The sequence below is a fragment of the Chloroflexota bacterium genome (assembly GCA_016235055.1).
GTDB lineage: Bacteria > Chloroflexota > Anaerolineae > JACRMK01 > JACRMK01 > JACRMK01.
On the sequence record JACRMK010000076.1, the window covers coordinates 1 to 2036 of the forward strand.

General features: G+C 65.5%; 4 protein-coding genes and 2 tRNA genes. 1 reads left to right on the forward strand and 5 read right to left on the reverse strand.

The window, feature by feature from the left end:
* Positions 1-11 precede the first annotated feature (11 nt).
* Together HZB53_18645 and HZB53_18650 are read right to left on the reverse strand one after the other, a co-directional pair.
* A tRNA-Ser gene (locus HZB53_18645) sits at positions 12-101 on the reverse strand.
* Between the two features lie 31 nt (positions 102-132).
* Entirely contained in the window at positions 133-516 is a 384-nt protein-coding gene (locus HZB53_18650) for a hypothetical protein (GenBank protein MBI5879671.1), read from the reverse strand.
* A 98-nt stretch (positions 517-614) separates the two neighbouring features.
* Here HZB53_18650 and msrA point away from each other — a divergent pair, with 98 nt between their 5' ends.
* Positions 615-1271: a peptide-methionine (S)-S-oxide reductase MsrA gene (gene msrA / locus HZB53_18655; GenBank protein MBI5879672.1), complete on the forward strand. Its 657-nt coding sequence runs from the start codon at positions 615-617 to the stop codon at positions 1269-1271.
* A gap of 9 nt (positions 1272-1280) precedes the next feature.
* On the opposite strand, the gene HZB53_18660 is transcribed toward msrA, so the two are convergent.
* The 3 genes from HZB53_18660 to HZB53_18670 all read right to left on the reverse strand — a co-directional run.
* The gene (locus HZB53_18660; protein ID MBI5879673.1) at positions 1281-1730 is read right to left on the reverse strand and encodes an SRPBCC family protein; all 450 of its coding nucleotides are present in this window, start codon (positions 1728-1730) and stop codon (positions 1281-1283) included.
* A 53-nt stretch (positions 1731-1783) separates the two neighbouring features.
* A tRNA-Ser gene (locus tag HZB53_18665) sits at positions 1784-1870 on the reverse strand.
* A 29-nt stretch (positions 1871-1899) separates the two neighbouring features.
* Positions 1900-2036: Dyp-type peroxidase (locus tag HZB53_18670; GenBank protein ID MBI5879674.1), on the reverse strand; the 137-nt coding region annotated here is incomplete at its 5' end.

A 2036-nucleotide genomic window follows, 5' to 3' on the forward strand; every position in this document is an offset into this window, starting at 1 on the left:
GCAGCCATAGACGGAGAGGGAGGGATTCGAACCCTCGATGGAGCTATAAACCCCATACTCGCTTAGCAGGCGAGTGCGTTCAGCCACTCCGCCACCTCTCCCGGAGAAAATGGATTCTATCCGCGCGCCGTCTCACTCCTCAGGGTGTTGCCGCAGCAGCCACCAGAGCGCGAACATCGGCACCACCAGCGGTAACCAGCCGTAGTCTCGGCCGTAGAGCGACCAGACGGTTCCGGTCGGGAAGACATCGTCGTCAAACAGCGTCAGCGTGCCCACGATCAGTACGCCCGCCAACTCGAAGCTGACCGCCACGCGCGCGATTCGCACCGCGAACCTGTCGGCGCGCGCGATGCCCCACACGCCAACGCAGTAGATCAGCGCCGCGAAGGCCGAGAGCGAGTAGGCCACCGGAGCCTCGTCGAACTTCACCGCCAGTTCGTAGGTGCCGCGGCCGACGGCCGCGAACGCGAGCAGTCCGTATGCGGCCAGCAGCGCGACCTGCGCATCGCCACGCAACTGGCGCGGTTCGCTCTTCTTGCCCGTTTCCGTCACGGCCGCGACGGTAGCGGGGCGACGGCTCGCGCGAGTGTGCGAACTATTAGTCTGCGGGTTAGATGCTTTTTCGCCGCATGCCTTCAATGCCCGATCCCGCCAACGCCCCGGCCGGTCGCGACACGCCGATCGATTCGGGCACGCATCACTTCGTGAACGGCCGGCCGCTGCACGGTCCGTGGCCCGACGGCATGCAGACGGCGATCTTCGCGCTGGGCTGCTTCTGGGGTGCCGAACGCGTTTTCTGGCCGATGCCCGGCGTGTACGTCACCGCCGTCGGCTACGTCGCTGGCTACACCCCAAACCCGACCTACGATGAGGTCTGCACCGGCACCACCGGGCACACCGAGGCCGTTCTCGTGGTCTACGACCCGGCCGCGATTAGTTACGGGGATCTGTTGAAGGCGTTCTGGGAGTCGCACGACCCCACGCAAGGAATGCGGCAGGGCAACGACGTCGGTACTCAGTACCGCAGCGGCATCTACGTCAACGGCACCGAGCAGCGAGTCGTTGCCGAGGTATCGCTACAGACCTACCAGGAGCAGCTCGACCTGAGCGGCTACGCCGACATCACGACCGAGGTAGCCGACGCCGGCCCGTTCTACTACGCCGAGGAGTACCACCAGCAGTACCTGGCGAAGAATCCGAGCGGTTACTGCGGTCTCGGCGGCACCGGTGTCAGCTGCCCCGTTGGCCGGGCATTCGCCGACGCCGACTGACCGCCGCGGTCAAACCGGCTTTTCGCAGACGGCCTTCAGTTGTTCGAGATCGGCGCGGAAGGCCTTCGCCGACGAGCGCTTGAAGAGAATCGCCAGCGGCGAGATCAGCTTCGAGGCGAGTGCGACCGGCCGGCCGGTGAAGTTCAGCGTCACCGCCGTGCGCTGGTCGCCGAGCGGCTCGAAGCGGTATACCGACAGGTAGTGCGTGCCGTGCGATGCGGCTTCGACCTCGAAGGATGCGGGCCGTTCGAACATCGTCACCCACATCTCCTCGGTTGCCTGCTTGCCGAACATCGTGCGCGTCTCGCGCCAGCGGAATCCGATGTCGAAGCGCTCGTCGCCGAGCACCTCGATCTGCTCGATGCCGTCGAGCATCTCGGCGGCGTGGGGGATGTCGCAGAAGACCTCGAAGACGCGCTCACGCGGGGCGTCGATTTCAATCCGTTCTGAGATCTGCATGCGCATCCCCGGCAATCTACAGGCGAGCGCGTGGGCGTGAATCGAGATCGAAGCGGAGGGTGAGGGATTCGAACCCTCGAAGGACTTGCGCCCTTACTGGTTTTCAAGACCAGCGCATTCAACCGCTCTGCCAACCCTCCGCGAAGCAGGGTAGTGGCGTGCGGCGGCGTCAGTCGAGCAGCGAGTCTCCGATGAATCGCCCGGGCCGGTCGGGAATGCCCGGCGGCACGGCGAACAGGCCGCTCGAGCGGTGCACGATGTACTCGTTGAGCTGGTCGTTGGCTCCGAGCCGCCGCTGGACCGGCA